The sequence below is a fragment of the Pseudomonas sp. MWU16-30317 genome (assembly GCF_020515695.1).
Lineage (GTDB): Bacteria > Pseudomonadota > Gammaproteobacteria > Pseudomonadales > Pseudomonadaceae > Aquipseudomonas.
The window spans coordinates 384,041-408,823 of the sequence record NZ_JAIWJA010000003.1; the positions used below are offsets into that span (position 1 = coordinate 384,041).

Annotated in this window: 24 protein-coding genes and 1 pseudogene; 15 read left to right on the top strand and 10 right to left on the bottom strand. The window is 61.9% G+C overall.

Features of this window, described 5'->3' with window-relative positions; all coding sequences use genetic code 11:
• Window positions 1–95: 95 nt before the first annotated feature.
• The 8 genes and pseudogenes from LIX93_RS10785 to rsd all read left to right on the top strand — a co-directional run.
• A pseudogene (locus tag LIX93_RS10785) lies at window positions 96–514 on the top strand (sensor histidine kinase); the annotation flags it as partial.
• A complete protein-coding gene (locus tag LIX93_RS10790) occupies window positions 511–1,260 on the top strand; it encodes a LytTR family DNA-binding domain-containing protein (RefSeq protein ID WP_226504028.1) in 750 nt (249 codons plus the stop codon). The pseudogene LIX93_RS10785 and the gene LIX93_RS10790, both read left to right, overlap by 4 nt.
• A gap of 171 nt (window positions 1,261–1,431) precedes the next feature.
• On the top strand, window positions 1,432–2,373 hold the full coding sequence (gene hemC / locus LIX93_RS10795) for a hydroxymethylbilane synthase (protein WP_226504029.1): 942 nt from the start codon (window positions 1,432–1,434) through the stop codon (window positions 2,371–2,373).
• Window positions 2,370–3,155, top strand: coding sequence for a uroporphyrinogen-III synthase (locus LIX93_RS10800; protein ID WP_226504030.1), 786 nt, complete (start codon window positions 2,370–2,372; stop codon window positions 3,153–3,155). Before hemC ends, LIX93_RS10800 begins: the two co-directional genes overlap by 4 nt.
• Before the next feature lie 16 nt (window positions 3,156–3,171).
• Window positions 3,172–4,281 carry a uroporphyrinogen-III C-methyltransferase gene (locus LIX93_RS10805; protein WP_226504031.1) on the top strand — a complete coding sequence of 370 codons (1,110 nt, stop codon included), beginning with the start codon at window positions 3,172–3,174 and terminating at the stop codon, window positions 4,279–4,281.
• Window positions 4,278–5,519 carry a heme biosynthesis HemY N-terminal domain-containing protein gene (locus LIX93_RS10810; RefSeq protein ID WP_226504032.1) on the top strand — a complete coding sequence of 414 codons (1,242 nt, stop codon included), beginning with the start codon at window positions 4,278–4,280 and terminating at the stop codon, window positions 5,517–5,519. Before LIX93_RS10805 ends, LIX93_RS10810 begins: the two co-directional genes overlap by 4 nt.
• A 264-nt stretch (window positions 5,520–5,783) precedes the next feature.
• A complete protein-coding gene (locus LIX93_RS10815; protein WP_226504033.1) occupies window positions 5,784–6,272 on the top strand; it encodes a disulfide bond formation protein B in 489 nt (162 codons plus the stop codon).
• A 205-nt stretch (window positions 6,273–6,477) separates the two neighbouring features.
• Entirely contained in the window at window positions 6,478–6,951 is a 474-nt protein-coding gene (rsd, locus tag LIX93_RS10820) for a sigma D regulator (RefSeq protein ID WP_226504034.1), read from the top strand.
• A 51-nt stretch (window positions 6,952–7,002) separates the two neighbouring features.
• Here the strand turns inward: rsd and LIX93_RS10825 are convergent, their stop codons facing one another.
• On the bottom strand, window positions 7,003–7,668 hold the full coding sequence (locus LIX93_RS10825; RefSeq protein WP_226504035.1) for an FKBP-type peptidyl-prolyl cis-trans isomerase: 666 nt from the start codon (window positions 7,666–7,668) through the stop codon (window positions 7,003–7,005).
• Window positions 7,669–7,863: 195 nt separating this feature from the next.
• Here LIX93_RS10825 and LIX93_RS10830 point away from each other — a divergent pair, with 195 nt between their 5' ends.
• Window positions 7,864–9,078: an AlgP family protein gene (locus LIX93_RS10830; protein WP_226504036.1), complete on the top strand. Its 1,215-nt coding sequence runs from the start codon at window positions 7,864–7,866 to the stop codon at window positions 9,076–9,078.
• On the opposite strand, the gene LIX93_RS10835 is transcribed toward LIX93_RS10830, so the two are convergent.
• On the bottom strand, window positions 9,075–9,551 hold the full coding sequence (locus LIX93_RS10835; protein WP_226504037.1) for a TIGR02444 family protein: 477 nt from the start codon (window positions 9,549–9,551) through the stop codon (window positions 9,075–9,077). The genes LIX93_RS10830 and LIX93_RS10835 overlap by 4 nt on opposite strands.
• Before the next feature lie 50 nt (window positions 9,552–9,601).
• Between LIX93_RS10835 and LIX93_RS10840 the strand changes: the two genes are divergently transcribed.
• Window positions 9,602–11,512 carry an ATP-binding cassette domain-containing protein gene (locus tag LIX93_RS10840; RefSeq protein ID WP_226504038.1) on the top strand — a complete coding sequence of 637 codons (1,911 nt, stop codon included), beginning with the start codon at window positions 9,602–9,604 and terminating at the stop codon, window positions 11,510–11,512.
• Between the two features lie 90 nt (window positions 11,513–11,602).
• Window positions 11,603–12,235, top strand: coding sequence for a LysE family transporter (locus tag LIX93_RS10845; protein WP_226504039.1), 633 nt, complete (start codon window positions 11,603–11,605; stop codon window positions 12,233–12,235).
• Here the strand turns inward: LIX93_RS10845 and LIX93_RS10850 are convergent.
• The 3 genes from LIX93_RS10850 to LIX93_RS10860 form a co-directional block, all read right to left on the bottom strand.
• Window positions 12,232–13,119, bottom strand: a complete 888-nt coding sequence (locus LIX93_RS10850) for a LysR family transcriptional regulator (RefSeq protein ID WP_226504040.1) — start codon at window positions 13,117–13,119, stop codon at window positions 12,232–12,234. The two genes, LIX93_RS10845 and LIX93_RS10850, sit on opposite strands and share 4 nt — an antisense overlap.
• 7 nt (window positions 13,120–13,126) lie before the next feature.
• Window positions 13,127–13,810 carry an isochorismatase family protein gene (locus LIX93_RS10855; protein ID WP_226504041.1) on the bottom strand — a complete coding sequence of 228 codons (684 nt, stop codon included), beginning with the start codon at window positions 13,808–13,810 and terminating at the stop codon, window positions 13,127–13,129.
• A gap of 111 nt (window positions 13,811–13,921) precedes the next feature.
• Window positions 13,922–14,518, bottom strand: coding sequence for a DedA family protein (locus tag LIX93_RS10860; RefSeq protein ID WP_226504448.1), 597 nt, complete (start codon window positions 14,516–14,518; stop codon window positions 13,922–13,924).
• Between the two features lie 467 nt (window positions 14,519–14,985).
• On the opposite strand from LIX93_RS10860, the gene ppk1 reads away from it, so the two are divergent.
• Window positions 14,986–17,226 carry a polyphosphate kinase 1 gene (gene ppk1 / locus LIX93_RS10865; RefSeq protein ID WP_226504042.1) on the top strand — a complete coding sequence of 747 codons (2,241 nt, stop codon included), beginning with the start codon at window positions 14,986–14,988 and terminating at the stop codon, window positions 17,224–17,226.
• A gap of 104 nt (window positions 17,227–17,330) precedes the next feature.
• On the opposite strand, the gene ppx is transcribed toward ppk1, so the two are convergent.
• From ppx to LIX93_RS10890, 5 genes are all read right to left on the bottom strand, one after another.
• Window positions 17,331–18,833 carry an exopolyphosphatase gene (ppx, locus tag LIX93_RS10870; protein ID WP_226504043.1) on the bottom strand — a complete coding sequence of 501 codons (1,503 nt, stop codon included), beginning with the start codon at window positions 18,831–18,833 and terminating at the stop codon, window positions 17,331–17,333.
• A gap of 79 nt (window positions 18,834–18,912) precedes the next feature.
• Window positions 18,913–19,638, bottom strand: coding sequence for an amino acid ABC transporter ATP-binding protein (locus LIX93_RS10875; protein WP_226504044.1), 726 nt, complete (start codon window positions 19,636–19,638; stop codon window positions 18,913–18,915).
• Window positions 19,625–20,275 (bottom strand): amino acid ABC transporter permease, encoded by a 651-nt coding sequence (locus LIX93_RS10880; protein ID WP_226504449.1) that lies wholly within the window; start codon window positions 20,273–20,275, stop codon window positions 19,625–19,627. Before LIX93_RS10880 ends, LIX93_RS10875 begins: the two co-directional genes overlap by 14 nt.
• A complete protein-coding gene (locus LIX93_RS10885) occupies window positions 20,272–20,937 on the bottom strand; it encodes an amino acid ABC transporter permease (protein WP_226504045.1) in 666 nt (221 codons plus the stop codon). Before LIX93_RS10885 ends, LIX93_RS10880 begins: the two co-directional genes overlap by 4 nt.
• 27 nt (window positions 20,938–20,964) lie before the next feature.
• Window positions 20,965–21,759 (bottom strand): transporter substrate-binding domain-containing protein, encoded by a 795-nt coding sequence (locus LIX93_RS10890; RefSeq protein ID WP_226504450.1) that lies wholly within the window; start codon window positions 21,757–21,759, stop codon window positions 20,965–20,967.
• 291 nt (window positions 21,760–22,050) lie between these two features.
• Between LIX93_RS10890 and LIX93_RS10895 the strand changes: the two genes are divergently transcribed.
• The 3 genes from LIX93_RS10895 to rho all read left to right on the top strand — a co-directional run bounded on the left by LIX93_RS10895 (window position 22,051) and on the right by rho (window position 24,695).
• On the top strand, window positions 22,051–22,749 hold the full coding sequence (locus LIX93_RS10895) for a FadR/GntR family transcriptional regulator (RefSeq protein WP_226504046.1): 699 nt from the start codon (window positions 22,051–22,053) through the stop codon (window positions 22,747–22,749).
• A 117-nt stretch (window positions 22,750–22,866) separates the two neighbouring features.
• Window positions 22,867–23,196, top strand: a complete 330-nt coding sequence (gene trxA, locus LIX93_RS10900) for a thioredoxin TrxA (protein ID WP_226504047.1) — start codon at window positions 22,867–22,869, stop codon at window positions 23,194–23,196.
• Between the two features lie 239 nt (window positions 23,197–23,435).
• A complete protein-coding gene (gene rho / locus LIX93_RS10905; protein WP_226504048.1) occupies window positions 23,436–24,695 on the top strand; it encodes a transcription termination factor Rho in 1,260 nt (419 codons plus the stop codon).
• Window positions 24,696–24,783: the final 88 nt, after the last annotated feature.

Sequence of the window (24,783 nt, forward strand, 5' to 3'; positions counted from 1 at the left end):
GTTCGGCGTCGGCTTATCTGAACGCTTTGCGCATCAGGGGATGATCACGATCAGCCTGTGGGGGGCTGTTGTTGCGCTACTTTATATCTGCAGGGGAGACGGCATTGGCGAAACGATATTTATCGATTGAGCAATATCGTCTCGGCGAGCGTCTACAGTAGGACTGGGGGCGACACAATTCCCGATGACCTGCCGATCCCGCAGCTAACCTTACAACCGTTGTTGGAAATGCGCTGATTCCGGCGTAGCCCCGCGCTTCGAAGGCGGACTGGTCAGCGTCGAAGCCGATTACCAAGGGGGAGAGTTCATATTGAGCATCAGCAATCCCTATGACGAAGCCTCCGTGCGGCACGTTTGCGGCGGCACGCATCAGGCGCTGGAGAACATTGGTGCGCGACTTGCGGCACTTTTTGGGCTCCGGGCGAGTCTGAGCGTGGATCACCGTGACGGTCGATATAACACTTGTCTACGTTACCCATGTGCAAGACTCACGCAGGAATCCAGCGCTCTATGAATGTCCTGATCGTTGACGACGAACCCCTTGCCCGCGAGCGTTTGAGCCGATTGGTCGGCGACCTTGAGGGCTATAGTGTCATGGAGCCGGGCGCCGGAAACGGCGATGAAGCCTTGACCATGATCGACTCACTCAAGCCCGATGTGGTGTTGCTCGATATCCGCATGCCCGGGACCCTCGACGGTCTGCAGGTGGCGGCCCGCCTGTGCGAGCGCGATGCGCCGCCTGCGGTAGTGTTCTGCACCTCCGACGACGAGTTCGCGCTGGATGCGTTTCAAGTCAGCGCCGTGGGCTATCTGGTCAAACCAGTGCGCTCCGAGTTGCTGCTCGAGGCCTTGAAAAAGGCGGAGCGCCCCAACCGGGTACAGTTGGCCGCACTGACCCGTCCGGCGGCAGAGACCGGTAACGGACCGCGTACCCACATCAGTGCTCGCACCCGCAAGGGCATCGAGCTGATTCCATTGGATCAGGTGATCTATTTCATCGCCGATCACAAGTACGTGACCCTGCGCCATGAGGGCGGTGAGGTGTTGCTCGACGAGCCGTTGAAGGCGCTGGAAGACGAGTTCGGTGATCGTTTCGTGCGTATTCACCGCAATGCCTTGGTGGCTCGTGAGCGTATCGAGCGTTTGCAGCGCACGCCTCTGGGGCACTTCCAGTTGTATCTCAAGGGCCTCAATGGTGACGCCTTGATCGTCAGCCGCCGGCATGTGGCGGGTGTGCGCAAGATGATGCAGCACCTGTGAGTTGAAGATTGCCTTCGTGGGCAAGCCTTGCTCCCGCAGAGGTACGACTCAGGGAGTGCGGGCTATGTGGGAGCGAGGCTTGCCCGAAGAGGCCGGAGCTGCCGCACGTGTCCACGAGCCAGCTCACTGAAAATGCTATGATTGCGGTCTTTACCCTGTACGGACCGACTCATGTCTCTTCGCCCCATCCGCATCGCCACCCGCAAGAGCGCTCTCGCGTTGTGGCAGGCCGAATACGTCAAGGCACGCCTGCAAGAGGCTCATCCCGGCATCGAGGTGACTCTGGTGCCGATGGTCAGTCGCGGCGACAAGCTGCTCGACTCGCCGCTGTCGAAAATTGGCGGCAAGGGCCTGTTCGTCAAGGAGCTCGAAAACGCCCTGCTGGACAACGAAGCCGATATTGCCGTGCACTCGATGAAAGACGTGCCGATGGACTTTCCCGAAGGCCTCGGACTTTTTTGCATCTGCGAACGTGAAGATCCACGCGATGCCTTCGTTTCCAACACCTATGCCAGTCTCGAGGCGCTGCCTCTGGGCGCTATCGTCGGCACTTCGAGCCTGCGTCGCCAGGCGCAGCTGCTGGCCCGCCGCCCCGATCTGGTCATCCACTTCTTGCGTGGCAACGTCAATACCCGTCTGGCCAAGCTCGATGCTGGTGAGTACGACGCCATCATTCTTGCCGCCGCCGGCTTGATCCGCCTGGGCTTTGCCTCGCGAATCGCCCATAACCTCAGCGTCGAACACAGCTTGCCAGCGGGCGGGCAGGGCGCAGTGGGCATCGAATGCCGCAGCGCCGACACCGATGTGCATGCTCTGCTGACACCGTTGCATCACGATGATACCGCCGCGCGGGTCATTGCAGAGCGCGCCATGAACAAGCACCTCAATGGTGGCTGCCAGGTGCCGATCGCCTGCTACGCGGTGCTTGAGGGCTACAGCTTGTGGCTGCGCGGCCTGGTCGGCCAGCCCAGCGGCACCCTGACCTTGAGCGCCGATGCGCGTGCGCCGCGTAGCGATGCCGAAGCGTTGGGAATCCAGGTGGCCGAGCAGCTGCTGGCCCAGGGCGCGGCCGAGATTCTGCGCGACGTCTATGGCGAGGCAAGTCCCGAGTGACGGCCTGGCGTCTGCTGCTGACCCGGCCCGCGCAGGAGTCCGCCGCCCTGGCGCGGGCGCTCGAGCAGGATGGTGTTTTCAGTAGCAGTTTGCCGCTGTTGCACATCGAGCCGCTGCCGGTGACCGCTGCGTTGCGCGAGCCGATTGCCCACCTTGATCGCTATGCGCTGGTCATCGTGGTCAGCAAGCCGGCCGCGCGCCTTGGTCTCGAGCTGCTGAATCAGCGGGTACCTGGGGCGCGGCCTTTATGGTTCGCTGTCGGCGCTGGCACCGCGCATGTTCTCAACGAGCAGGGCCTGGAGGTACAGTTTCCTGCCGAGGGTGACGACAGCGAGGCATTGCTGCGCCTCCCTGCGCTGCTGTCGCAACTTGACCAGCCAGCGCCGCGCGTGCTGATCTTGCGCGGCGAAGGTGGCCGCGAGTGGCTCGCCGAGCAACTGCGAGCGCGTGGCGCGACGGTCGACTATCTGCAACTCTATCGTCGCCACCTGCCGACCTACGCCATCCACACCCTGCGCCAGCGTATCGAGGTGGAACGCTTGAACGGCGTGGTGGTCAGCAGTGGGCAGGGTTTTGCTAACCTGCTGCAGTTGGCCGCCGATGATGCGCCCCTATTGCTCGGCTTGCCGTTGTTCGTGCCCAGCGCGCGTGTTGCAGCCATCGCTGCTGCCGCGGGCGCAGCCAACGTGATCAACTGTGCTGGTGCTAGCGCCCTGGCCCTGCGCGAGGCGCTGCGACAGCGCCCGGCGCCGGGGTCGGCTACCACTGACAAGAACGCCTAATACAAAGGATGGATACGTGAGCGAAACAGTCTTGCCCAAAGAAGCACCCGCGCCTGAGGCGCCACTGACTCCACCTGTGGACAAACCCGCACGCAGCGGTACGGCGATTGCGGTGTTGGCGCTGTTGGTTGCCGCCGCAGGCGTCGCGGTGGGTGGCTGGGGCGTCTGGCAAGTGCGTCATCTTGAGGCTGGCCATCAATCGCAATCCGCGCAGATCGAAACTCTGACCGCGCAATCGCAGGTCCTCAAGCAGGGCGAGCAGGCGCTGGATACGCGCTTGTCCCAACTGCCGCCGGCGGCCGAGCTGGAAGAGCGTCGGCGGCTGGTCGCGCAGTTGCAGGGCGATCAGCAGCGCTTGAGTCAGCGTCTTGAAAGCGTGGTCGGGGCCAGTCGCAAAGATTGGCGCCTGGCCGAGGCCGAGCACCTGGTGCGCCTGGCCAGCCTGCGTCTGTCGGCCCTGCAGGATCTCAACAGCGCTCGCGCACTGGTGCTGGGTGCCGATGAGATTCTTCGTGAGCAGGACGACCCTGCCGCTTTCGCGGCCCGTGAGCAGTTGGCCAAGAGCATGGCCGCGCTGACCAGCGTGCAGCAGCCGGACCGCACCGGGTTGTTCCTGCAACTGGCAGCGCTGCGTGAACAGAGCGCGCAGCTGTCAGTGCTCGCGCCTGAATTCCAGGCTGCAGCCCAGGCCCCGGCGCTGGATGACGAGAGCGCTGGTTTCGCCCACTGGCGCCAATGGTGGCGGACGATTTCCGGATTCTTCCGGATTGATTTCAAGCCGGATGACAACATCCGTCCGCTGCTGGCCGGGCAGAGCCTGCAACAAGTGCGCCTGGCTTTGAGCCTGGCGCTGGAGCAGGCGCAATGGGCCGCGCTCAACGGCCAGGGCCCCGTTTATACCCAGGCTCTGGATCAGGCGCGCAGCCTGGTCGCTAGCAGCTTCAATCAGGACAACACCCAAGCCCGCTCGTTGCTGGCGCGGGTCGATGAGCTCAAGGCGCAGCCGGTGACCATTGATGTTCCTGACCTGAGTGCCAGCCTGGCTGCTCTGCAGGCCTATATGGCGCAGCGGCACACCCCTGTGGAAGGCGCCAAGGCGCCAGCTGAGCCGGGGGCTACGCCATGAAGCGACTGTATGTGATCCTGGTGGTGGCCATCGCCCTGGCGATGGTGCTGGGCCTGGGTATCTCCCAGAGCCCGGGTTACATCTTGATCGACTACCCCCATGTGTTCCGTTACGAATCGGGTATCTGGTCGACCTTGGCGGCGCTATTGGCGCTGTGTCTGGTGCTGTTCGTGCTGGGCCTGCTGCTGCGCGCGCTGGCCACTTCGACCGGGCTGGTCAATCCCTGGTCGCGGCGCAATCGTTCGCGGCGCGTGCAAAGCGCTATCGAACAAGGCCAGCTGGACCTTGCCGAGGGTCGCTGGAGCAGTGCCGAAAAGCATCTGCAACGGGCCGCCGAGGCTGAGCCGCAGCCATTGCTGTATTACCTAGGCGCCGCGCGAGCCGCCAATGAACAGGCCCGTCATGCCGAGAGCGATGCATTGCTTGAACGCGCCCTGTTGCGTCAACCGCAGGCCGAGCTGGCTATCGCCCTGAGCCATGCTCAGCTGCAGATCGACCGTGGCGACAGTGACGGTGCCTTGCAGACCCTGCAGGCCATGCACGAGCGCCATCCACGCAATGTGCAAGTGCTGCGTCAGTTGCAGCGCCTGCATCAGCAGCGCGGCGAGTGGCCGGCGTTGATTCGCTTGCTGCCCGAGTTGCGCAAGGACAAGGCTTTGCCCGTGGCCGAACTGGCCGAGCTGGAGCGTCGCGCCTGGGGCGAGAATCTATCCTTGGCAGCCGTGCAACCGGGTGCCAGAGAAGAGGGGCTGGCGGCTTTGCACAGCGCCTGGCAGGAGTTGAGTTCGGGCCAGCGTCAGGAGCCGGCGCTGGTTCTGGCCTATGCCGAGCAGTTGCGTCAGCTCGGTGCGCAGGTCGAGGCGGAGGAAGTCCTGCGTCAGGCCCTCAAGCGTCAGTACGACAGCCATCTGGCACGCCTCTACGGGCTGGTGCGTGGTGCCGATGCAAGCAAGCAGTTGCAGAGCGCCGAAGCATGGCTCAAGCAGCATCCGGATGATTCCAGTCTGTTGCTGACACTGGGCCGACTCTGCCTGCAAAACCGCCTGTGGGGCAAGGCTCGGGATTATCTGGAAGCCAGCCTGCGCCTGCAACGCAACCCCGAAGCCTGCGCCGAGCTTGCCCGGCTGTTGGCACAATTGGGTGATACCCAAGGCAGCAATCAGCTGTTCCAGGAGGGGCTTGGATTGCTGGATGAGCGTTTGCTGGCCGCGCCACTTCCCGAGTTGGCGAGGAGCTGAGCCGGATCTATGGGAGGGCTTTTGGGCCCTTTCGCGGGCAAGCCTTGCTCTCGCGGTGTCCACAGCGCCTGAGTCGTACACCGGTATGAGCAAAGGTTGCCCGCGAAGAGGGCCTGAGCGACAAAGCAAATCTTGCAGCCATGCGTTGTTGCACATTCGCTGAACTTTGAAGCGTTTTCAGAATTGTCTTAACTGCGTCGTCTTGAAAGCCGGACGACCTTTACTCTACCGTGGCAACTTGTCTTTTCCGATATCGGGTTTGCCATGATTCTGGCTCGTTCGCGTTCCATGTTCCTGTTGGCGTTTTTCGCCTCGATGTCGATCATGGGCGCCGCGCTGTATCTTGAATACGAAGTTGGCCTGCAACCCTGTTCGCTGTGCATCGCGCAGCGATTTTTCGTGGTGGTATTCGGTGTGTCCTGCCTGGCGGCTGCGGTACATTTTCCGCGCACCCGGGGCATCCGTGTCTATTCCGCCATCGCCCTGCTCAGCGCTGTACTCGGTGGCTTTGCCGCGACGCGGCAGTTGTGGCTGCAGGACCACGCCGATATATCGGCACTGACCTGCCACCCCGGTCTGTGGCAGATGCTGCAACACGCGCCGCTCCTGCAAACCCTGAAGGTGCTGGCACTGGGCACGCCCGATTGTGGCTCCGTCACCTGGACTCTGCTGGGCTTGAGCCTTCCCGAGTGGAGTCTGCTGGGTTTTAGCGGGCTGGGAGCGTTCGCGGTCATCCAGCTATTGCATCGCTGATGCGTCAGATGGCGGTGTCGGCGCCAGGGCAGTGGATAAAACACTTGTATGAACTTAGTCGCATGCGTACCTTGAAGCCACTGCCGTGCGGGCATAATCTCCCTGCACGCGCCCAAGAAATCAGGCTGTCGAGTGCTGCTTCTTGCGTCGGGCTTTCGGCCCAAGGTCGCATCGAACGGGCAGCACCTCCCAAGGGAAAATCATCATGTTGGAAAGTTGCAAGAATGCTCAGGAACGCTGGGGCGGGGTTCATTTGCTTATCGACCGTTGGTTGAACGAGCGTGAAGAACTGGTCAAGGCGTATCGCGAACTGGAAGCCAAGTCCGATACCCTCGGCGCGGATCATCAGGTACTGCTGACGTTCTGCGAGGCACTCGTCGATTACTGCTCCGCCGGGCATTTCGAGGTTTACGAACAGCTCAATAGCGAAGCCAAGGCCTTCGGTGACGAGCGTGGTCTGGAGTTGGCGGATCAGTATTACCCGCGTATCAACGCGATCACCGAGAAGGCCATGGCCTTCAACGATCACTGCGATAATGGCGACTGGTCCCATGCCGATGAAGTGGCTGCCGAGCTCAAGGCATTGGGTGGTTTGCTGCACGAGCGTTTCGAGCTTGAAGACTTGTTGATCGAGGTGCTGCACACCTCGCACAAGGAAGCCGTTGCAGTGCCGCAGTAAGCGGTCGGCAGGCCGGGAGTCAATCCCTTCCCGCCAGGGGTGTTTCACGTATCAGTCGGCGACGCCCAGCAGTTCTATCTCGAAAGTCAGTGGGGTGTAAGGCGCGATCACATCGCCCGCACCCTGCGCGCCATAGGCCAGCGCCGACGGTATCACCAGCCGCCACTTGGCCCCTACCGGCATCCCCTCCATCCCATCGCGCCACCCTTCGATCACACTGTCGAGTCGGAACCATTGCGGTTGCGAGTTCTCGTCGAACACGCTGCCATCCGGCAGCATCCCTTTATAGGTGACCTGCACGCGCCCGCTGGCTTTGGCGGCGTTGCCATTCCCTGCTTTCAGTTCGGTGATCAGGATGCCATTGGGCAGGGCTCGCACGCCTGGCTTGGCTTTTTCGGCAGTCAGAAAATCATGCTCGGCGCTCAGGGCTTTTTCACTTTGCGGTTGCGCGCTGCTGGCCGCGACCTGAGCGTCGTGCTCGGTGAGAATCTGCTCGATACGTTCCTCGCTCAACGCCAGTGGCTCACCCTTGTAGGCTTGGCGCAACCCCTCGATCAGGGCGTCGAGTTGCAGTCCAGGTACCTCGTCATGCAAGCGCGAGCCGAGGCTGGCGCCGAGGCTGTAACCAAGATCGTGGGGGCTGGTGGTCGGCACTGGCTCGGCGGCGTGGGCCATGGTGGTGAGCAGGCAAAGCGGTAACCAAATCCGGTGTTGCATGGGCACTCTCCACGTTCGAATAATCGTGATTATGCCAGTGCCCGATGTCCCTGCGCAGATGCTCTTTGAAACATTGGCGCAAGCAGCGCCTCTTGCTTATGCAACGTAGCGCCGGATGTGCTGTCAATATGCCCTAGCGGCTGTGGCTTGAGAGGGCTAGTATGGGCCGCATTCACGTCAGCCAGGAGGTAAACCATGTCGGCCAGTAAGAAGCCTGTAAATACTCCGTTGCATTTGCTCCAACAGCTTTCGAGCAGCTTGCTCGAGCATTTGGAAAGTGCCTGCTCCCAGGCATTGGCTGATGCCGAGAAGTTGCTTGCCAAGTTGGAAAAACAACGAGGAAAGGCTCAAGAAAAACTCCACAAATCGCGCACCAAACTGCAAGACGCTGCCACTGCCGGTAAAGCCAAGGCGCAGACCAAGGCCAAGGGCGCTGCTGCCGAGCTCGAGAAACTGCTGGACGCACTGCAGGCTCGTCAGGCAGAGACCCGTCACTACATCGTTCAGCTCAAGCGCGACGCTCAGGATAGCCTGAAGCTCGCTCAAGGCGTGGGCAAGGTCAAGGAGGCTGCCAGCAAAGCGTTAGCCAGCCGTCCTGCTTCCAAGCCGGCGACTACCAAGGCAAGAAAGGCTGCTAAGCCTGCGGCTAAAGCGGCGGCCAAATCGGCTGCAGCCAAGCCTGCTGCAAAACCTGCGGCTGCCAAGGCTGCGGTCAAGGCCCCTGCCAAGACTGCTGCTGCGAAATCGGCTGCCAAACCCGCTGCTGCCAAACCTGTCACCCGGGCTGCTGCGAGCAAGGTCGCTGCCAAGCCTGCCGTCAAAGCTGGCGCTTCGACCGCCAAGCCTGCTGCCAAACCGACCGCGGCCAAAGCTGCCAGTGCAGTCAAGCCGGCCGCTAAAGCCAGGCCTGCAACTGCAGCCAAATCGACTGCTGCAAAACCAGCTGCCGCCGCTAAATCGACCGCTGCTGCGAAACCAGCTTCCGCCGCCAAGTCGACCGCTGCTGCGAAACCAGCTGCCGCCGCCAAGTCGACCGCTGCTGCGAAACCAGCTGCCGCCGCCAAGTCGACCGCTGCTGCGAAACCAGCTGCCGCCGCCAAATCGACCGCTGCTGCGAAACCAGCTGCCGCCGCCAAGTCGACCGCTGCTGCGAAACCAGCTGCCGCCGCTAAATCGACCGCTGCAGCAAAACCAGCCACTGCCGCCAAGCCTGCCACCGCTGCCAAACCAGCACGCACGCCAGCAGTGAAAAAACCAGCCGCTGCGAAGCCAGCTGCCAAAACCGGTACGTCGGCACCCGCTGCAGTCAGCAAGCCGGAATCGGCACCTGCCAGCCCGGCACCGTCCGCTGCATCGACATCCGTCGCCGCACCGGCAACCAGCGCCGCCACACCTTCGAGCGCTTCCTAAGCGTCGGGCACTGCGGCGCGCAGTCGACCCAGCGCGCCGCGGTCGTCCATCTTCGCCGCCGGGCTTTTCGGTTCCGGCAGCAAGGCTTCCAGCCATGACTTCGGTTGAGCGGTTGCAGGCCAGTCTTCGCAGAGTCGTGCCAGCCGCTCAAGCAATATCTTCTCCGCTTGCAATTCCAGCCCCTTCACCGTCTCGCGCAACTGCGCCAGCTGGCTATCGTGCCGTGCGACTTCGCGCCACCGCCGACGCAAGCCCCGTAACGGCTCGACAACGGCAGCGGACCATTCCTGCGCCAGGGTTTCCAGCATCGCCAAGCGCTCAGGGGTGCAGGCCACCGAGCGCCGTTCTAGCCAGGCCCCACAGAGCAGCAGGCACACGTTGGCGCCCAGATCGTCCTGCAAGGCCAGGCAGTCCTCGGTCACGCCGGGGCATTGATAAAGCGAGACCGCAAAGGTCCATAGATCAGCTTGCATAGCAGTGCCCGCGCCAGTTGCCGACGAAGCTGGTAGACTCCGCCGCCATTATGATCCGAATTCAGAACCTCACTTTACAGCGTGGCCCGCAACGTCTGCTAGAAGACGCCGAGCTGACCCTGCACGCCGGCCATAAAGCCGGCCTGATCGGTGCCAACGGCGCCGGCAAATCCACCTTGTTCGCCCTGTTGCGCGGCGAGTTGACGCCCGATGGCGGTAGCTGCGACCTGCCGGCGGACTGGCGGATCGCACACATGCGCCAGGAAATCGAAACCCTGGACCGCATCGCCGTCGACTACGTACTCGACGGCGACCTGTACCTGCGTCAGGTACAGCGCGACCTGCTGGCGGCCGAAAGCGCCCAGGACGGCAGCGCCCTGGCGCGCCTGCACGCCGAGCTCGACAGCGCCGACGGCTACACGGCCGATGCCCGCGCACGCAAGCTGCTGGCCGGCCTTGGCTTTACCAACGAGCAGATGGACCGACGCGTCGGCGACTTCTCCGGTGGCTGGCGCATGCGCCTGAACCTGGCCCAGGCGCTGATGTGCCCGTCCGACCTGCTGCTGCTCGACGAACCCACCAACCACCTGGATCTCGATGCGATTCTGTGGCTCGAAGACTGGCTGAAGAATTATCCGGGCACCTTGCTGCTGATTTCCCACGACCGGGATTTCCTCGATGCCGTGGTCGATCACATCGCCCATATCGAACAGTGCAAGATGACCGTCTACCGTGGCGGCTATTCAGCTTTTGAACGCGCCCGTGCCGAGCGTCTGGCCCAGCAACAACAGGCCTACGACAAGCAGCAGGCGCAGCGCGCGCACATGGAAAAATACATCGCCCGCTTCAAGGCCCAGGCCACCAAGGCGCGGCAGGCCCAGAGCCGCATCAAGGCACTGGAACGGATGGAAGAACTGTCGGCTGCGCATGTCGATTCGCCGTTCGATTTTGTGTTTCGTGAATCGCAGAAAATCTCCAGCCCGCTGCTGGATCTGTCCGAAGGCCGCCTGGGTTATGGCGACAAGACCATCCTCGAGAAGGTCAAGTTGCAGCTCACTCCTGGTGCCCGCATAGGGCTGCTGGGGCCAAATGGCGCCGGCAAGTCGACCCTGATCAAGAACCTCGCCGGCGAACTCGAGCCCCTCAGCGGTCGCCTGGTGCGCGGCGAGAACCTGACGGTGGGTTACTTCGCCCAGCATCAACTGGACTCGCTGGACAGCAAGGCAAGCCCCTTGCTGCACCTGCAGCGCCTGGCTCCCAGCGAGCGCGAGCAGACGCTGCGCGATTTCCTCGGCGGTTTCGACTTCCGCGGCCCGCGCACCGATGAGCCGGTGCTGAATTTCTCCGGTGGCGAAAAGGCTCGTCTGGCCTTGGCGCTGATCGCCTGGGAGCGGCCCAACCTGCTGCTGCTCGACGAACCGACCAACCACCTGGATCTGGAAATGCGCCTGGCTTTGACCATGGCGCTGCAGGAATTCAGCGGCGCGGTGCTGGTGGTTTCTCACGATCGGCACTTGCTCAAGAGCACCACCGACGATTTCCTGTTGGTGGCCGATGGCAAGGTCGAGCCCTTCGATGGCGATCTCGACGATTACGCGCGCTGGCTGGTGGACTACCGCCAACGCAATGCGCCAGCCAGCAGTGCGCTGGTCAATGCCGACAAGACCGACAAGAAGGCTCAGCGCCAGGCTGCCGCCGCGTTGCGCCAGCAATTAGCCCCGCACAAGCGTCAGGCCGACAAGCTGGAGCAAGAGCTCGGTACCGTGCACGAGCAGTTGGCCAAGATCGATGCGCGCTTGGGCGACTCCGACGTCTATGAGCCCGGGCAGAAAGACGAACTGCGGGACCTGCTGGCGCGACAGGCCAAGTTCAAGGTGCGTGAGGGCGAATTGGAAGAAGCCTGGATGGAAGCCCTCGAATTGCTGGAAAGCATGCAGGCGCAGCTGGAAGCACTGTCCTGACAGTCGACACCAGCGCCAGGCTCGATTAACGTCCCCTTGTAGCAAGGGGGCTTGCCCCCGAAATAGTCCACCCCAAACCTGAGGCGCATCATGACACTACACGTCTGGCTGGCTTTCTTCGCGGCATGCTGGGTCATCAGCCTGTCGCCTGGCGCTGGGGCGATCGCCTCGATGTCGAGCGGGCTGCAGCACGGTTTCTGGCGCGGCTACTGGAACACCTTGGGCTTGCAGCTGGGCCTGATTGCCCAGATCGCAATCATCGCCGCGGGCGTCGGCGCTGTGCTGGCCGCCTCGGCCACCGCCTTTACCTTGATCAAATGGTTCGGCGTGCTCTATCTCCTTTACCTGGCCGTCAAGCAATGGCGGGCGTTGCCCCATGACCTGAGCGCCGATGCGTCGGTGAAGGCGGCGGGCAGGCCGCTGACGCTGGTTGGTCGCGGGTTTCTGGTCAACATCAGCAATCCCAAGGCGCTGGTGTTCATGCTGGCGATCCTGCCGCAGTTCATCGATCCCCAGGCGCCGTTATTGGCGCAGTACCTGACCATTGGCGTGACCATGGTGGCGGTGGATTCGGTGGTGATGGCGGGTTACACCGGGTTGGCGTCCAAGGTCCTGCGTTTGCTGCGCACGCCTCGCCAGCAGCAACGCATGAACCGCACCTTCGCAGGGCTGTTCATCGCCGCAGCGACCTTTCTCGCCACCCTGCGCCGAGTGCCCGTCTAGGGCTGCATCTGGGTGTAATGCTCGACCATGAAGTCGACGAACGCGCGGACCTTGCCCGGCAGGTGTCGGGCATGGGGATAAAGCACGTGATAGTGGCGATCGCCCAAGGTGTACTGGGGCAATACCCGGATCAACCGTCCCTCGCGCAGATCGGCCTTGACCGTGGTAAAGGTGAAGGCGGCAATGCCTGCGCCGGCCAGTGCGGCGGCGTATAGCGAGGTAATGGTGTCGGCGCGCAGGCCATTGCCGGGGCGAGTCGGTTGGGGCATGGCGTTATCGCTGTGCAGTTGCCAGTCGCTGCCACCTGAATGAGCGAGCAGGCGGTGTGCCGGCAGCGCAGCACTGTCGAGTGGTGTGCCATGGCTCTGCAGATAGTGCGGCGACGCCACCAATACCATTGGCGAGACGTCCAGCAAGCGTGACACCAGCGAGGTGTCTGCCAATGGACCGCTGATGCGCAAAGCCACATCGAAGCCCTCGGCCACTAGATCGACAAAGCGATCGGCGCACGACAGTTCCAGCTGGATCTGTGGATAACGTTGCTCGAAGGCCGGCAGCCATTGCCCCAGCTCCAGAGTGCCGACCACCAGCGGCAGGCTGACTTTGAGCCGCCCGCTGGGCTGCTGATGGTCGTTGCACAGGGCGGCAGCGGCATCGACTCGCTCGAGGATATCGACGCAAGCCGCGTAATAATCCTGGCCTGCTGCAGTCAGGCTCAGCTGCCGAGTCGTACGATTGACCAGCCGCACACCCAGTTCGGCCTCCAGCTGTTGCAGATGCCTTGAGACGGAAGAGTGGGTGGTATCCAGGCGTTCGGCGGCCGCGGAGAAGCCCTGTGCTTCGACGAGGCTGCAGAATACGCGCATGGCGTGCAGTTGGTTCATGGTGGGCTCAGCGTATCGGCAGGTTGAGGATCTGGGAAGTGGTCAAGATATCGCCAAAGGTGTCTTCCACGCTCGCCAAGGCTGCGCGATGCAGGCTGTCCTTGTCGATAGCCTCGCCGTTGAAGCGGGTGATGGCGCGGGTGGCGGAGGCGTCGGACGCTACTACCACCTTGTAGCCCAGCGGCTCGGCATCGCGCGCGGCGGCGGCGACGCACGCATGGGTCATCAGGCCGGCGACGATCACGGTGTCGATGTTGGCGGCTTTGAGGCGCTTGTCCAGATCGGTGCTGGCGAACACGCTCACTGTATTTTTCTGCAGGACTTGGTCATGGCTGCGCGGTTGCATCTGCGGATGGAATTTGACCGATTCGCCGTCGATGGCGAACACCGGTGCGCCGGCTGGAGCGACGTGCTGGATGTGGTAGACCGGGATTTCACTGCGATCGGCGTACTCGATCAGTTGGCGGGTATTGGCCAAGGCAGCATCGCCATCAGGGATGGGCATGCGCCCGGTGAAGTACTCGTTCTGGAAGTCGATGACCAGCAGGGCGGTCTTGCCGCGGTCCAGATGTTCGAGCGGGGTGGCACCAAACATGGCGCGGAGGGTCGGCTGTTCGTTGGCTAGCGCGCTGCTGGCGGCCACGGCGGACAGGACACAGGCACTGAGGAGTCGGCGGGTGAATCGGAACATGGTGGCAAGCCTCGTATAGATGGGAAGAGGCTTGAATCCTAGGGGGCGGTGGCGTGCTGGAACACAGCGCAAGCGTTACAGGATTTGTGCATGAAGTGCACAGGTAGTGGGCTACTCCGCTTTCTGCGTTTTTGCTTCTAGTTCTTTGCGTGCCACCCGCGCGGCCTTGAACCGGCGGCTTACCCACAGCAGCACACCCAGCAGAATCAGGCCACCGAGGACCCACAACTCGTATTTCTTGACGTTGCCCAATATGCCTTCGAGCAGCGCGCCGAAGTGATAGGCAGCCAGACCGAGGGCGGCCGACCAGATCAGAGCCCCCAGGCCGTTGAGCAGCAGATAGCGCCGCGGCGGATAGCCGGACAGGCCGATAGCGACCGGCATCACGGTTCGCAGCCCATAGACGAAGCGGAACCCCAACACCCACAGGTCGGGGTGGCGGCGGATGTGGTCCAGTGCGCGGTCGCCCATGGTCTGCCAGCGTGGCTTGCGCGCCAGCAACTTGCGGCCATGACGCCTGCCGAGGAAATACCACAGCTGATCACCCGCATAGCTGCCAAGAAAGGCAACCAGCATGACCATCTTGATGTCCATGTATCCACGGAAGGCCAGAAACCCGGCGAGCACCAATACGGTTTCGCCTTCGAAGAAGGTCCCCAGGAACAGTGCGAGGTAGCCGAACTCTTGCAGGAAATGTTGGAGCATTATCTGGATGCTGGCGAAATGAACGCGCAGCCTAACCCTTCAGGACGATTCGTGAAAGTGTCGAAATGTGTCTTGGCGTTAACAAGTCCTACAACCCCTATGGCAAACGTCCTACAAACAGGGGTGACTTGGGGCTGTAACCAGACCGTCATATTGACGGCCTATAACGTTAACGCCGGCCCGCCCGAGCGGGGTTCCCGCTGCCCGAGGCTCTGGCTGGGGGCGTTGCCGGGTATCGATGATCGGGATATCCGCAGCGGGCGCGATGATCAGTCGCGCCCTCACGGCGGCGCAGCAGCACTATCTGGCAGCCGACGGCTGGCACCGCTGCCGGTCGCTAAGGCGAGGGTGTTATCCTTGACCCTCACTGCATTCACACCGCGCAGGCGTAGACAGCCTCTTCATCTTTTCTTCTGTCCGCGCCGCTCAACTGACAAGAGGGCAATAATGATGCCCTTCGGGAATGCCCAATGAACAACGAGACACTCACCGAGACCGCCATGAAAGACGCCCAGCCGATCACCACGGCCGAGGTCCATGAGGTTCCTGTCGAGCACTTAGAGGCTGCAGCGCCCCCTATGGACGTTCCTGTTCCGATTCCTGCGCCGCCGCCGCCCCCGGTCATCGCTATCCCCAGCCTTGACGACAGCAGCCTGTACATCCATCGCGAGCTGTCCCAGCTGCAGTTCAATATTCGGGTTCTCGAGCAGGCACTGGACGAATCCTATCCACTGCTGGAGCGCCTGAAGTTTCTGCTGATCTTCTCCAGCAACCTCGACGAGTTCTTCGAGATCCGCGTGGCGGGGCTCAAGAAGCAGATCACCTTCGCCCGTGAACAGGCCGGTGCCGATGGCCTGCAACCGCATCAGGCGCTGGCGCGCATCAGCGAGCTGGTGCATGGGCATGTCGATCGCCAGTACGCGATCCTCAACGACATCCTGCTGCCTGAGCTCGAAAAGCATCAGGTGCGTTTCATTCGTCGTCGCCACTGGACGGCCAAGCTCAAGGCCTGGGTGCGCCGCTATTTCCGCGACGAGATCGCGCCGATCATCACGCCTATCGGCCTTGACCCGACGCACCCGTTCCCGTTGCTGGTAAACAAGAGCCTGAACTTCATCGTCGAGCTCGAAGGTGTCGACGCCTTCGGCCGCGATTCCGGGCTGGCGATCATTCCGGCACCGCGGCTGTTGCCACGGGTGATCAAGGTGCCGGAAGAGGTCGGCGGCCCGGGCGACAACTTCGTCTTCCTGTCTTCGATGATCCATGCCCACGCCGACGATCTGTTCCAGGGCATGAAGGTCAAGGGCTGCTATCAGTTCCGCCTGACCCGTAACGCCGACCTGGCGGTCGATACCGAGGACGTCGAAGACCTGGCCCGCGCTCTGCGTGGCGAGCTGTTCTCGCGCCGCTATGGCGATGCCGTGCGCCTCGAAGTGGCGGACACCTGCCCCAAGCAGCTCTCGGACTACCTGCTCAAGCAGTTCAGCCTGGCCGAAAGCGAGCTGTATCAGGTCAACGGCCCGGTCAACCTGACGCGGCTGTTCAGCATCACCGGCCTCGACAGCCATCCGGAGCTGCAATACAAACCCTTCACCCCGGCGATTCCGAAGCTGCTGCAAAACAGCGAGAACATCTTCAGCGTGATCAGCAAGCAGGACATCCTGCTGCTGCACCCATTCGAATCCTTCACGCCGGTGGTCGACCTGCTGCGCCAGGCCGCCAAGGACCCGCACGTGCTGGCTGTGCGCCAGACGCTGTACCGCAGCGGTGCCAACTCCGAGATCGTCGACGCCCTGGTCGATGCTGCGCGCAACGGCAAGGAAGTGACTGCGGTGATCGAGCTGCGGGCGCGCTTCGATGAAGAATCCAACCTGCAGATGGCCAGCCGCCTGCAGGCTGCCGGCGCGGTGGTGATCTACGGCGTGGTGGGCTACAAGACCCACGCCAAGATGATGCTCATCTTGCGCCGCGAGGGCAGCGAGATCGTTCGCTACGCGCATATGGGCACCGGCAACTATCACGCCGGCAACGCGCGGTTGTACACCGACTACAGTCTGCTGACTTCGGATGACGCGCTGTGCGAGGACGTCGGCAAGCTGTTCAGCCAGTTGATCGGCATGGGCAAGACCCTGCGCATGAAAAAACTCCTGCACGCGCCCTTCACCTTGAAGAAAGGCATGCTCGACATGATCGCCCGGGAGACGCAGTTCGCTCTGGATGGCAAGCCGGCGCACATCATCGCCAAGTTCAACTCGCTGACCGATCCGAAGATCATCCGCGCGCTGTACAAGGCCAGTCAGTCAGGGGTGAAGATCGATCTGGTCGTGCGCGGCATGTGCTGTCTGCGTCCGGGGATCGCCGGTGTGTCGCACAACATCCATGTGCGCTCGATCATCGGTCGCTTCCTGGAGCACACGCGGGTGTTCTACTTTCTCAATGGTGGCGAAGAGCAGATGTTCCTGTCCAGCGCCGACTGGATGGAGCGCAACCTCGATAAACGTGTCGAGACGTGCTTCCCGGTGGAAGGCCGCAAGTTGATCGTGCGGGTCAAGAAGGAGCTCGAAGCCTACCTGACCGACAACACCCATTCGTGGCTCCTGCAGGCCGACGGCAGCTATCTGCGCAGCACGCCGACCGGCAACCAGAATGCCCGTAGCGCCCAGGACACCTTGCTTGAGCGCTTGAGCAATCCGATCCTGCCGGTCCGCTGAGTCAACTGTGGGAGCAAGGCTTGCCCGCGAAGGCGTCCCCAGCAGCACCCAAGGTTGAGGGTGCTGCCAAGGGCCAAGCTTTGCTCCCGCAGGGGCCTGGCGCTTCAGTGGACGCTGAGGATGATGCCGACTCTGGCCAGCCACTGGGCTTCCTGCTCGAAGTCGGCCTGGGTCAGCTGGTTGTTTTCCAGCCAGCCGTCCGGGAACACCACATCCAGATGATTGCCCGCAGCCTGCAACATGACCTGGGGCATTTCCTGAGTGCCACGAATGTGGTGGAACAGGATAGCGAAGCGCAGCAGCACGCACAGACGGATCAGTTTGTCGCCGTTCTCGCCAAAGTCCGCGAACTTGTCCTTGGGGATGTTGCGCCGGTGCCCGCGTACCAGCAGGGCGAGCATTTGCTGGTCCTCACGAGAGAAGCCTGACAGGTCCGAGTGCTCGATCAGGTAGGCGCCGTGCTTGTGGTAGTGATAGTGGGCGATGTCCAGGCCGATTTCGTGGACCTTGGCGGCCCAGCTCAGCAAATCCCGCCACATCTCGTCGTCCAGGTCCCACGCCGCTGCGACTTGCTCCAGCGCGTGCAGGGCCTTGCGTTCGACGCGTTCGGCCTGATCGAGGTCGACATGGTAGCGGTCCATCAGCGAACTGAGGGTGCGCTCACGCACGTCTTCGTGATGATGACGGCCCAGCAGGTCGTAGAGCACGCCCTCGCGCAAGGCGCCTTCACAGTGGTCCATGCGCTGCAGGCTCAAGGCATCGAAAATCGCTTCGAGGATCGCCAGGCCGGCCGGGAAGATCGACCGGCGATCGGGCTTGATCCCGTCGAAGTCGATTTTCTCGATGTCTCCCAGTTTGAACAGCTTGCGTTTAAGCCACGCCAGCCCCTCGGCATTGACCTCGCCAGAGCCCTGGCCGTTAGCCTTGAGCGCCAGACCGATGGCGCGAACAGTGCCAGAGGAGCCGATGGCTTCGTCCCAGCCGATGCGATGCAGCGCGTTTTCGATGCCCATGATCTCGAGGCGCGCAGCGGTGTAAGCCTGGGCGTAACGGGCCGGGGTGATCTTGCCGTCCTTGAAGTAGCGCTGGGTGTAACTCACGCACCCCATCTGCAGGCTCTCGCGCAGCAGCGGCTCGAAACGCTGGCCAATGATGAATTCGGTACTGCCGCCCCCGATGTCGGCCACCAGGCGCTTGCCCGGAGTATCGGCGAGGGTGTGGGAAACGCCCAGATAGATCAGGCGCGCTTCTTCGCGCCCGGAGATGACTTCGACTGGGTGGCCCAGAATGCCTTCGGCGCGGCGGATGAATTCGCCACGGTTGCGCGCTTCACGCAGGGCGTTGGTGCCGACGATACGCACGGCGCCCAAGGGCAGCCCGTTGATCAGCTGGGCGAACCGCTTGAGGCAATCAAGGCCGCGTTGCATCGATTCTTCGCTGAGCTTGCGCTCGTCGTCGATGCCCGCAGCCAATTGCACCTTTTCGCCGAGGCGCTCGAGGATGCGGATTTCGCCGGAATCCGCCTTGGCCACCACCATGTGAAAGCTGTTGGAGCCCAGGTCGATAGCGGCGATCAAGGACAGGTGCTTGGCTTTACTGTGCGGCATGGTCGGAAGGTCTCGGTCGATAACCCCGTCATCGTGCCACGATCCTACCGTGGCGCCAACGACTGTCCGTACCAAGCCCTTATTGCTGGCCGATAAACGCTGCGAGTTCCGGGGTTTGGGGGTTGGCGAAAAGAATTTTCGGGTCGCCGACTTCGTGGACCTTGCCCTGGTGCATGAACACCAGCTTGTCGCCCACTTCACGTGCGAAGCGCATTTCGTGGGTGACCATGATGAGGGTCATGCCTTCGGTGGCGAGCTTGCGCACCACGGCGAGCACTTCATTGACCAGCTCCGGGTCGAGCGCCGAAGTGATTTCGTCGCACAGCAACACCTTGGGTGACATCGCCAAGGCACGGGCGATGGCGACACGTTGCTGCTGGCCGCCGGACAGGCGATCAGGGAAGGCGTCGAATTTTTCCTCCAGACCCACGCGCTGGAGCATCTCCTTGGCTAGCTCGCGAGCCTTGGCCTTGGGCACCTTCTGCACTACCTGCGGGGCGAGCATGACGTTTTCGCCCACACTCAGGTGCGGGAACAGATTGAACTGCTGGAAGATCATCCCGACCTTCTGGCGCAAGGTGCGTAAATCGGCGCGGGCGGCGTCGAGGTATTCGCCATCGACTTCGATGACCCCGTCGTTGATCGACTCCAGGCCGTTGAGGGTGCGCAGCAAGGTGCTCTTGCCCGAGCCGCTGCGGCCGATGATCGCCACCACCTGGCCCTCTTCGACGCTCAGGTCGATGCCCTTGAGCACGTGGTGGTCGCCGTAGTATTTGTGCAGGGCGGAAATTCTAAGCAGAGGCATGCAGTCTCCTTTCCAGATAGCGCGCGCTGAGGGACAGGGGGTAGCAGATAATGAAATAGCCAACGGCAACCAGCCCGTAGACCAGGAAGGGTTCGAACGTGGCGTTGGCGAGCATGCCGCCCGTCTTGGTCAGTTCGGTGAAGCCGATGATCGAGGTCACCGCAGTGCCTTTGACCACTTGCACCGAGAAACCCACGGTAGGCGCCACCGCGATGCGCAGGGCCTGGGGCAGCACCACGTAGCGCAGTTGTTCATAGCGGGTCATGGCCAGGCTCGCCGAGGCTTCCCATTGGCCGTTGTTGACCGACTCGACACAGCCGCGCCAGATCTCCGCCAGATAGGCGCTGGTGAACAGCGTCAGGGCCAGCGCGGCGGACGCCCAGGGCGATATGTCGATCCCCATCAGGCCGACGCCGAAGAACACCAGGAACAGCTGCATCAGCAGCGGAGTGCCCTGGAACAGATCGATGTAGGTGCGTGCCAGGTTGCGCCCCAGGCGGCTCTTGGAAATGCGTACCACCATCACCAGCAAACCGATGACGCTGCCGCCGATAAAAGCCACCAGCGACAGCGCGAAAGTCCATTGCAGGCCGGTGAGCAGGTTGCGCACGATGTCCCACAGGGTGAAATCCATCAGCTGCTCCTCGCGATGAAGCGCCGACCCACCCAGTTCAGCAGGATGCGGATCAGCAAGGCCATGACCAGATAGATGACGGTGGTCAGCAGATACGTCTCGAAGGCGCGGAAGTTGCGCGACTGGATGAAGTTGGCGGCGAAGCTGAGCTCCTGGGTGGCGATCTGCGAGCAGACGGCCGAGCCGAGCATGACGATGATGATCTGGCTGGTGAGGGCAGGCCAGACCTTGCCCAGCGCCGGCAGCAGGACCACATGGCGAAAGGCTTCGGCGCGGCTCATGGCCAGCGCTGCGGCGGCTTCCAGTTGGCCACGCGGGACGGCCTGGATGCCGGCGCGGATGATCTCGGTGCTGTAGGCGCCCAGGTTGATCACCATGGCCAGCACGGCGGCCTGCCATTCGGTGATGCGGATGCCCAGCGACGGCAGGCCGAAGAAGATGAAAAACAGCTGCACCAGGAACGGCGTATTGCGGATCAGCTCGACGTAAACGCCGAAAATCCCCGAGAACGGCTTGATCTTCCACGCCCGCACCACGCCGCCGAGGATCCCCAGGCCAACCCCGAACAGCGTCCCGATTGCGGTCAGTTCAAGGGTGAACAGCGCGCCACGCAGGAGCTGATCGCTGTGCTGCAAGACCGGGGTGAAGTCGAATTTGTACGCCATGGATGGCCCTCGTCAGGTCGCGGTCGATCAGAGATCTGCAGGAAATGGCTGTTTGAGCCAAGTCTGGGAAATCTTGTCGAGGCTGCCGTCGGCCTTGGCGGCATTGAGGATTTCGTTGACGCGAGCGAGCAGCTCCGGCTCGTTCTTGTTGAGGCCGACGAATGTTGGCGAATCCTTGAGTTTGATTTTCAAAGCAGGAATGCGCTTGGGATTGCGCTCGGTGATCGCCACCATCACCACGTTGCCACTGGCGATCAGATCGGTCTGGCCGGCCAGGTAGGCGGCGATGGTGGAATTGTTGTCTTCGAAGCGCTTGATGATCGGGCCGTCTGCACCTTCAGGTGCGGCCTTGCTCAGCTCGATATCTTCGACGGCGCCGCGGGTGACGCTGATGGTCTTGCCCTTGAGGTCGGCGAGGGTCTTGATCGGCTCGTCGGGCGGCCCGAATACCGCGAGGTAAAACGGCGCATAAGGGCGGGAGAAGTCGATGACCTGCTCGCGCTCGGCGTTCTTGCCCAGGCTGGAAATCACCAGATCGACCTTGCCGGTGGTCAGATACGGAATGCGGTTGGTGCTGTTGACCGGGGTCAGTTCGAGCTTGACGCCCAGCTTGTCGGCGAGCAGTTGTGCGGTGTCGATGTCCAGGCCGCGAGGTTTCATGTCCGGTCCGACCGAACCGAATGGCGGGAAATCCTGGGGCACGGCGACCTTGAGGGTACCGCGCTGGGTGATGTCCTGCAGGCCGTCGGCGTGGGCGGGCGCCTGGGCCAGCATCAGGCTGGCGAACAAGGCGCCGAGGAGGGTGGTGCAGCGCTTGTACAGGCGACTTTCCATGGGCGGAGCTCCGGGTGGCGAATTCAATGGCATCGATAAAACGATCTGGTCTGGCGGTTTGCACAGCTCATGCCAGATCGCTCGCCGGCAGCGTCGGGTCGTGGTTCAAACGGTGCTTGGTCTTACTGGTCTGACCAGTTGAGCTTTGTTGGTGAGCTTTATCGCACCGTTTTCGGGCAGTGAATCCGGGCGCTGAACCCTATCAGGGCATCGCTTGCAGTGTGGCGGTAATAGTTTTAAAAGGGTTTTTTCGCGCTCGCCCACCCCTGCAGAAATGTGATGAATTCGATCAGTCGCGCCGTCCCGGAAGTCGCCCTGCTGGGCATTCGCAGCCTTATTGCCGAGCATGGCTATGGGCCGGGCGACGTGTTGCCCTCGCAACGCGATCTTGCACTGCAATTGGGCGTCAGCCGCGCGTCCCTGCGTGAGGCACTGTCATCGTTGAGCGCCCTGGGCGTGATCAGCGTGCAGCCCGGCAAGGGCGTGTTCGTTCGCGCGCCGCTCGAAACTGCGCCAACGGGCGAGGGGCTGAACTGGCCTTTTGCGGCTCAGGCGGCGCCAGCGGAGATATTCCAGCTGCGTTATGCGCTGGAAGGATTTGCCGCGGGCTTGGCGGCGGTGCTGCTCACTGCCGATGAACTCGATGCCCTGGAAGACAACGTGCGTTCGATGCGTGAACAGTTGCGCAATGGCGATTTCGATGCCGCCGCGCAGCTGGATTTCGATTTTCACCGGCGCATTCTGGTCGCCAGCGGCAATCACGCCATGGCAGGAATCCTCACAGCCAGCGCCGATATCTTCCTGGAAAGCCAGAAACTGCCCTTCATCCGTACCGAGCGCGCCATGGAAACCTGGCATGAACACCGCAAGATTCTTCGCGCCCTGGCCCGCCATTCCTCGGCTTCGGCGCAGAAAACCATGCATGAACATGTACGCAGCGCTGCCCTGCGAACGGGCATCGCGTTCGTCACCCCCTAGGGGCGATTGCTTCACTAATGCAACCCCATAGCAATAAGCAATCGACTGTGGCTTCCTGTAATAGAATGGTCCAGCTATGATAGGCCACGTTTTTAGCTTACGAACTGGAGATTTTCCATGAGCAGCGACCTGATCAAGCATGTATCCGATGCCAGCTTCGAGGCTGATGTAATCAACGCCCAAGGCCCTGTATTGGTTGATTACTGGGCAGAATGGTGCGGCCCTTGCAAAATGATTGCACCCGTACTGGACGAAATCGCCGGCACGTATCAAGGCAAATTGACCGTTGCCAAGCTGAACATCGACGAAAACCCCGAAACCCCCATCAAGCATTCTGTGCGCGGTATCCCGACACTGATGCTGTTCAAGGATGGAGAAGTGGCTGCTACCAAGGTTGGCGCGCTGTCCAAGTCGCAACTGGCTGCATTCCTCGACGCCAACATCTGATCCGATGCTAGCGTTGTGAAGGCCCCGCTTGATGCGGGGTTTTTTGTGGGCGCCGACTAGACGTCCCCAAACTCAAGTGGTACATTCGGCCTCGCATTGGTTTCTCCTCTGCCCCCTGCAAGCCGTCGCCGACGCATTCCTACTCGAACAGTACGCGATCCTGTCGCCTTCTCTGCGGCGCGGCCTCATTAAGCCCAAAGCTTAATTTCTCCCTCCAAACATGATTACGTCATTCCCTTATGAACCTGACTGAACTCAAGCAAAAGCCGATTACCGATCTGCTCGAAATGGCCGAACAGATGGGCATAGAAAATATGGCCCGTTCGCGCAAGCAGGATGTGATTTTCTCCCTGTTGAAAAAACATGCCAAAAGCGGCGAGGAAATCTCCGGTGATGGCGTGCTGGAGATTCTCCAGGACGGCTTCGGCTTCCTCCGTTCGGCTGACGCTTCTTACCTCGCTGGCCCCGATGATATCTATGTCTCGCCCAGCCAGATTCGTCGCTTCAACCTGCGCACCGGTGACACCATCGTTGGCAAGATCCGCCCTCCGAAGGAAGGCGAGCGTTACTTCGCCCTGTTGAAAGTCGACACGATCAACTTTGACCGTCCAGAAAACGCGAAGAACAAGATCCTGTTCGAGAACCTTACGCCGCTGTTCCCGACCATCCGCATGAAGATGGAAGCCGGCAACGGTTCCACCGAAGACCTCACCGGTCGCGTGATCGACCTGTGCGCTCCGATCGGCAAGGGCCAGCGTGGCCTGATCGTCGCTCCGCCAAAAGCGGGCAAGACCATCATGCTGCAGAACATCGCCGCCAACATCACGCGTAACAATCCGGAAGTCCATCTGATCGTGCTGTTGATCGACGAGCGTCCAGAGGAAGTGACCGAGATGCAGCGCACCGTGCGCGGCGAAGTGGTTGCCTCGACCTTCGACGAACCACCGACCCGTCACGTGCAAGTGGCCGAGATGGTCATCGAAAAGGCCAAGCGCCTGGTCGAGCACAAGAAGGACGTGGTCATCCTGCTGGACTCCATCACGCGTCTGGCTCGCGCCTACAACACCGTGATCCCGAGTTCTGGCAAGGTGCTGACGGGTGGTGTCGACGCCCATGCGCTCGAGAAGCCAAAGCGCTTCTTTGGTGCCGCGCGTAACATCGAGGAAGGCGGTTCGCTGACCATCATCGCTACCGCGCTGGTCGAAACCGGTTCGAAGATGGACGAAGTGATCTACGAAGAGTTCAAGGGTACCGGCAACATGGAGCTGCCCCTGGACCGCAAGATCGCCGAGAAGCGCGTCTTCCCGGCCATCAACATCAACCGCTCCGGCACCCGCCGCGAAGAGTTGCTGACCGCCGACGACGAGCTGCAGCGCATGTGGATCCTGCGCAAGCTGCTGCACCCGATGGACGAAGTCGCCGCCATCGAGTTCCTGATCGACAAGCTCAAGCAGACCAAGACCAACGACGAGTTCTTCTTGTCGATGAAGCGCAAGTAACACGTTTGCCGCTTCATGAGAAAACGCCCCGAAAGGGGCGTTTTTTTTTGCGTTCGTACGGGATTGTATCTGGAACCATATTCTCGCT